Source organism: Streptomyces sp. NPDC002669, from assembly GCF_042889165.1.
GTDB lineage: Bacteria > Actinomycetota > Actinomycetes > Streptomycetales > Streptomycetaceae > Streptomyces.
On sequence record NZ_JBIAQQ010000065.1, the window covers coordinates 1 to 5,346 of the forward strand.

Here is a 5,346-nt window from a genome sequence, read left to right on the forward strand (position 1 = left end):
AGCACCCCCAGGTCGTCACTCGACCCACGAGACTTCGACGACAGAGTCGTCAGAACCTGCGCCCCCATGTCGAACTTCATTCGATCCCCCTGCCAAACCTGAGCAAACAAATGTGCTGACCATCCCTATCAAGTCCGGGGGGTCGAAGCAATCGAGGGCTTCCGGGCTGTGGAAAGACTGTGACAGTGCCGCCGGGGACCGGCGTGGGCGATGAGGTGTGCAAACAGAACGCCTGGCCGAGCCATCGGGGGCGGAGGGCCCCTCGACGCAAACGGGCCTCCCGAGAATCTCCGACCGATCTTCACCCCGTGCGCACGGTTGTCGCGGTGCTCGTTCGGACGGACCCGGCGGGCGGTCAGCGCCCGGAGAGCCGCTCCGTCAGCGACTCGACGAACGCGGCGGCCTCGATCCCGGTGATCTCGACGTGGTCGATGCCGTTGTGGCCCAGCGCGTACCGCCGGAGGTACTCGGTCGGCTTCCAACGGAGGTCACGGGTGAACGCCTCGTCGTACGTCCGGCCGTCGTCGTCGACCCGGCGCCGGACGATGCCGCGCGGCCTGCTCCGCGGGTGGTCCTCGCCGATCTTCGCGTAGTACGTGATCTCGCCCTCGGCGTCCAGGGTGTCGAGGGCCGCGGGGGCGAGCGTCAGGAAGGGGCGGGCGGCGAGATTGCTCTCCACCGTCCCGAGCCGGACCATCGCACCGCCCAGATCGATGAACTCCTCGACGAAGAACCCGCCGCCCCGCTCGTACAGGACCAGCAACGGCTCGTAGAGGTCCGGAAGATCAGGGAGATCCGGCAGCGGACCGGACGCGCTCCCGGCACGGAGCACCGCCCAGCGGACAGCCGCCCGGCAGGTCGTCCTGACCGAGGAGGGGCCGACGCCCCGCAGGACCTCGTCGAGTTCGGCGGCTATGCCGTCGGGGATCCGGACGGTGGGATAGGCGTGCTCCGCCAGGTCGAAGAACGGCCAGGACCGCTCGGCGCCGCAGTGGTCCGCCCAGAGAGCCGCCCGGCGCAGATACTCCCGCATCAGGAGGGCGCGGGAGTTCTCGTGGCGCCAGGCACGGTCCTCGTCGGACCAGTCGACGCCCCGCAGACGTTCCAGAACGGCCCGCGACGCCCCGCCGTCCACCGGCGGGCCGTCCCCGTCCGGTGTCGGTCCGCGGCCGGCGAAGTGTTCCCGCTCCGCGCCCGCATGCCCGTTCCCCATCGGCAGGCTCTCCCCGTCCCCTCGCGTCCCGCCAGTATGACCGGACCGCCGACCGGTCAGAGATTGGCGACGACGTACGCGGCGACCTCGATCATTCGGGGTTCGTCATCGGCGGGCCCCGGATGGTCGTGCTGCCGGATACGGGCGAGGAACTCCCCGGGGAGTTCCACGTGATGCGTCCGGACGTAGAACCAGAGGTCCCCTCGCCAGATCCACTCCCCGTCGGAAAGGACGGAGTCGCCCCCGAGCACGGTCCTGCCGGAGCCGAGCACGTCCGTGGAGGACCCCATGATGCTGAGGACCTCGTGCCCGCCGAGCAGATACTCCGTGATCCGCTCGGCATCCTCGTACGGGCCCGGGGCGAGGAAGTCCCGCATGCTTCCCCTCGGGGTTCCGAACGAAGGTGGCCAGAGTTCCTGAAAGAAGTCGGCCATCCGCACGGGGGCTCCTGCCGACGGGCCAGGGGCTCGACCGGATCGTCCCGGGGAAGCTCCGCGGTTTTCAGGTGCCCGGTGTCGAGCCCGCAAAGAAATCCTCCGCGTCGGGGTGGGGTGCGCCGATCAGGAACCGGGAGAAAGCGTCGGGCGCGTTTTCCCCCGGGTGATACCCACCGGTGTGGTGAAGGTGGAAGAACCGCCCCTTCTCGTCGCCCAGGAGAATCCCGTGCTCGGAAGCCTCGTGGCCGACAGGAAAAAGCTCGGCTCCGAGCCCGGGGGCCGCCCGCCGCAGATGCTCCCGCGTCAGGAGGTCGCGGGAGTTCTCGTGGCGCCGGACCCGCCCTCGTCAGGCCGGTCGACGGCCCGCGGACGTTCCGGAACGGCCCGGGACGGTTCGACGTTCATCCGTGATCCGTCCCGGACCGGTACCGCTGCGCTGTCGGCGGGGCGTTATCCCTCGCTCACATGCCAGTTCTTCGTCGGTCGGCCCGCTTCGTCCCACCGACGTTCCGCCACCATGGCCATACCGTTCTCGGAGAACTCCACCTCGGCGGCGAGCACACCGTTCGGGTGCCATTCCCTGGACGTCCCGACCGGGAGCCCCGTGCGGGCCGTCGCCTCGGAGCGGAGCGTGCCGTCCTTGTACCACTCGCGGCTGGGGCCGTGCTGCACCCCTTCCACGTAGGAGTCCAGGCCGACCAGGGCATCGCCCAGGTGCTCCTCGACCTCGCCGGTGAAGAGTTCCCCCCGGTACAGCAGGCGCTGCCCCTGATCCATGTCGACTTCGTGGTCGTCGATGTCGATTCGTGTCACGTCGGGCATCGGGGAATCCAGAGTCCGCTGGTCGGAGGATTGCCGGTGAACCTGCCGTGCAGGCCGTCCACGCCGACACAGGAGCCGACCTGCTTCCTGGGGAAGGTGCCGAGTTCCTCGGCCTCCTTCCAGCGCGGCGCCGCGCTGGAAGGAGAGGTCCTTCGGGAAGTGCTCGAAATTGCGGCCGTGGGAGCGAGCCCGCGCGCCTCGGCCTCCCGGACCGCACGACCCCTTCACCGGCCCCGGCCGCGTCACCGGCAGGCCGTCGGCTCATCGGGAACCAGTGAGCTTCTCCACCGTCGATTCGATGAAGGCGGCAGCCTCCCGCTCGGAGATCTGCACGTGGTCGATGTCGTTGTGCCCGAGCTCGTAGAGCCTGAGGTACTCCGTCGGCTCCCAGCGGAGATTACGGGTGAAGGCCTCGTCGTGCGTCTCCGCCTCCCGGCCGACGAGACGCCGCCGCAGGATGCCGCGTGGGCTGCTGCGCGGATATCCCTCACTGATCTTCGCGTAGTACGCGATCCTGCCGACCGCTCCGGCATCGAGGGTGTCGAGTGTGCTCGGGGCCAGTGTGAGGAACGGCTCGGCGTTGAGGTTGGACTCGAAGTTCCCGTACGGGATCATCACTCCGTACAGGTCGATGAACTCCTCGATCGAGTAGCCGCCGCCTCGCCCGTACATGATCAGCAACGGCTCGTACGGGTCCGGCAGGTCCGGCAGATCGACCCCGCCCCGCTCCCGCAGCGCGGCCCAGCGCACGGCACCCCGGCACGTCCTCGCCGTGGACGGCGTGCCGACGTTGTGCGCCACGTAATCCTCCAGCTCGGACTCGACCTCCGGGGCCGGCCGGAACGACGGGTCGACGAACTCGGTCACATCGAAGAAGGGCCACTTCTCCTCGGCGTTGTACACCTGAGCCCACAGGGCTGCGCGACGCATGTACTCCCGCATCAGCAGGGCGCGGGAACGCGAGTGACTGCTGGCCGTGTCCCAGTCGCCGTACCAGTCGACCGCGCGCAACCGCTCCAGGACCGCGCGTGGCAGCTCAGTACTCACTTCAGATCAAATCCCTTCAGGTGCATCTCCTGACGAATAGCCTTCACCACGTCGTCGACATTGGACAAATCATCGGCGAGCTGGACCTTCGGCGGTTCCATCCCCAGGGACCGCCAGTGCCGGAACCCGCCGATCTTGTCGTTCGGCGCGAAGTCATGGGCGCCCGCGTCTCTGATGTCCTGGGGGAATCTCGGGCGGTAGTACCTGCCGTCGGCGGGATCGAGCTCCCACAGGTGGTCGTATTCGCGGATGTAGGGCAGGCCGGACTTCATGAGACTGCTCTCGACGTACTCGTGAGCCATGAGGTGCTTGAACTGCTGCAAGCCCTCTTCGCTGAGTTTCCCCTCACGCGCGGCGAACCACATCTCGCCGACATCGATGCGCGGGGTGAAGAGGCCCTTCTTGAACGTGCCGGGAGCGATGGCCACTTCGTGCTGCGACCGGAAGAGATGGCTCTTGACCTGGCGGAGCACGGACTCGTCCACACCGGTGTTCCGGGAGATCGCCGGAAGCTCGACCTTGTTGTCCGTCGACCTGATGTTCTCGTACATCTCCGCTGCGACCACGGAGTCCGGGTCGTGGATCGGATCAGGCTTCTCGATCCAGCCGGCGCCGCTCCAGCCGCCGTTCGGGCCATCGGTGTACGGGCTGCCGTCGTGGTCATCGGCCCGCGCGCCGTCAGTGGCATCGTCCGCGTCGTCGCCGACGTGTGCCGCGTCGTCCCCAAGGTGTGTGGCGTCGTCGCCGATGTGCGCCGCGTCGTCGCCAAGGCGTCCGACATCGTCTGCCGTCGACCCGACACCGTGGACCGCCGAGTCGACGTCCTTGCCGATGGTGGACACGACATCGTCGATGCTGCGCCCGCCGATCGTGATGTCACCTGCCCCGCGCGGCACCGGCACCTTGCCGAAGAGCTCCGTCTGCTCGGCCTTGATTGCGGCCAGTTCGTCCGGGGAGACGCCGGGCAGGCGCTCCTTCTCGTACAGGACGTGGCCGTCCATCTTGGCCGTGAAGCTGTCCGCGGTGTGGAACTGCAGCTCGAAGGTCTGGCCGCTGATCGGATCGCGCCAGGTCGAGTTGATGCCCTTGTAGCCGGTGGAGTCCCAGGTGTTCTTGAACGTGACGTTCTCGAAGCCCTTGGCCTGGAGGTCGTCGATCGCCTGCTGCACGCCGTGGGTGTAGCTGTTGCTCGGCACCTCCATCGTGTAGCGGATGGAGTCCTTGATGTCGCCGAGGGCCCGAGCGGGGTCCACGCCGACGTCTTCGAGCATGTCCGTGGCGAGCTTGCGCTTGAGCGAGTCCTCGCCCTTGAGCCGGTACTCGAGGCCGATCAGCTTGCCGTTGTCGACCTTGCCCGCGATGCCCTGCATCGACTCGGTGATACGCGGTTCCGCCTCGGTGGACCTGCGCATGAAGTCGTCGGCTGCCGCGTTCGCGTCCCGGTCCAGGCGCAGACCGTTCTCGCCCGCCCAGGATCCGTCGGGCAGATTGCCTCGGGGACCGTCGGGGGTGATCCCGCCGGGAACTCCACCGTCGCCGCCATGGGGCGGACCGGGCAGGTCCGATCCGGGACCGTCCGGAATGTGGTCGCCACCAGTGGGTGATCCGTCGTTGCCGTGTCCGCCGTGGCCGTTGCCGGGCGGGTCCTGGTGGCTGCCGCCGTTGCCGTGTCCGCCGTCGTCGGTGTGGGTGTTGGGAGCGTCGTTGTGGCCGCCACCACCGGTGTGGGTGTTGGGGGGTTCGTGGCTGTTGGAGGGGCCGTGGCCGAGGTCGTCGGCGCGGCCGCCGGGGAGGTGGTCGCCGGTCTGGCCGGTGGGGAGGTGGTCA

At 68.5% G+C, this 5,346-nt stretch carries 6 protein-coding genes; all 6 read right to left on the reverse strand.

Annotated elements, in window-relative coordinates; genetic code table 11:
* Window positions 1-355 precede the first annotated feature (355 nt).
* Complete coding sequence (locus ACFYW1_RS38820; RefSeq protein ID WP_389004525.1) at window positions 356-1,213, reverse strand: hypothetical protein; 858 nt, start codon at window positions 1,211-1,213, stop codon at window positions 356-358.
* A 56-nt stretch (window positions 1,214-1,269) separates the two neighbouring features.
* Window positions 1,270-1,590, reverse strand: a complete 321-nt coding sequence (locus ACFYW1_RS38825) for a hypothetical protein (RefSeq protein WP_389004527.1) — start codon at window positions 1,588-1,590, stop codon at window positions 1,270-1,272.
* Between the two features lie 124 nt (window positions 1,591-1,714).
* Window positions 1,715-1,957: an SUKH-3 domain-containing protein gene (locus ACFYW1_RS38830; RefSeq protein ID WP_389004535.1), complete on the reverse strand. Its 243-nt coding sequence runs from the start codon at window positions 1,955-1,957 to the stop codon at window positions 1,715-1,717.
* 143 nt (window positions 1,958-2,100) lie between these two features.
* A complete protein-coding gene (locus ACFYW1_RS38835; RefSeq protein WP_389004529.1) occupies window positions 2,101-2,472 on the reverse strand; it encodes a toxin-antitoxin system YwqK family antitoxin in 372 nt (123 codons plus the stop codon).
* A gap of 261 nt (window positions 2,473-2,733) precedes the next feature.
* On the reverse strand, window positions 2,734-3,519 hold the full coding sequence (locus ACFYW1_RS38840; RefSeq protein WP_389004531.1) for a hypothetical protein: 786 nt from the start codon (window positions 3,517-3,519) through the stop codon (window positions 2,734-2,736).
* Window positions 3,516-5,346 (reverse strand): hypothetical protein (locus ACFYW1_RS38845; RefSeq protein WP_389004533.1); only part of this gene is annotated, 1,831 nt, incomplete at its 5' end. The genes ACFYW1_RS38840 and ACFYW1_RS38845, both read right to left, overlap by 4 nt.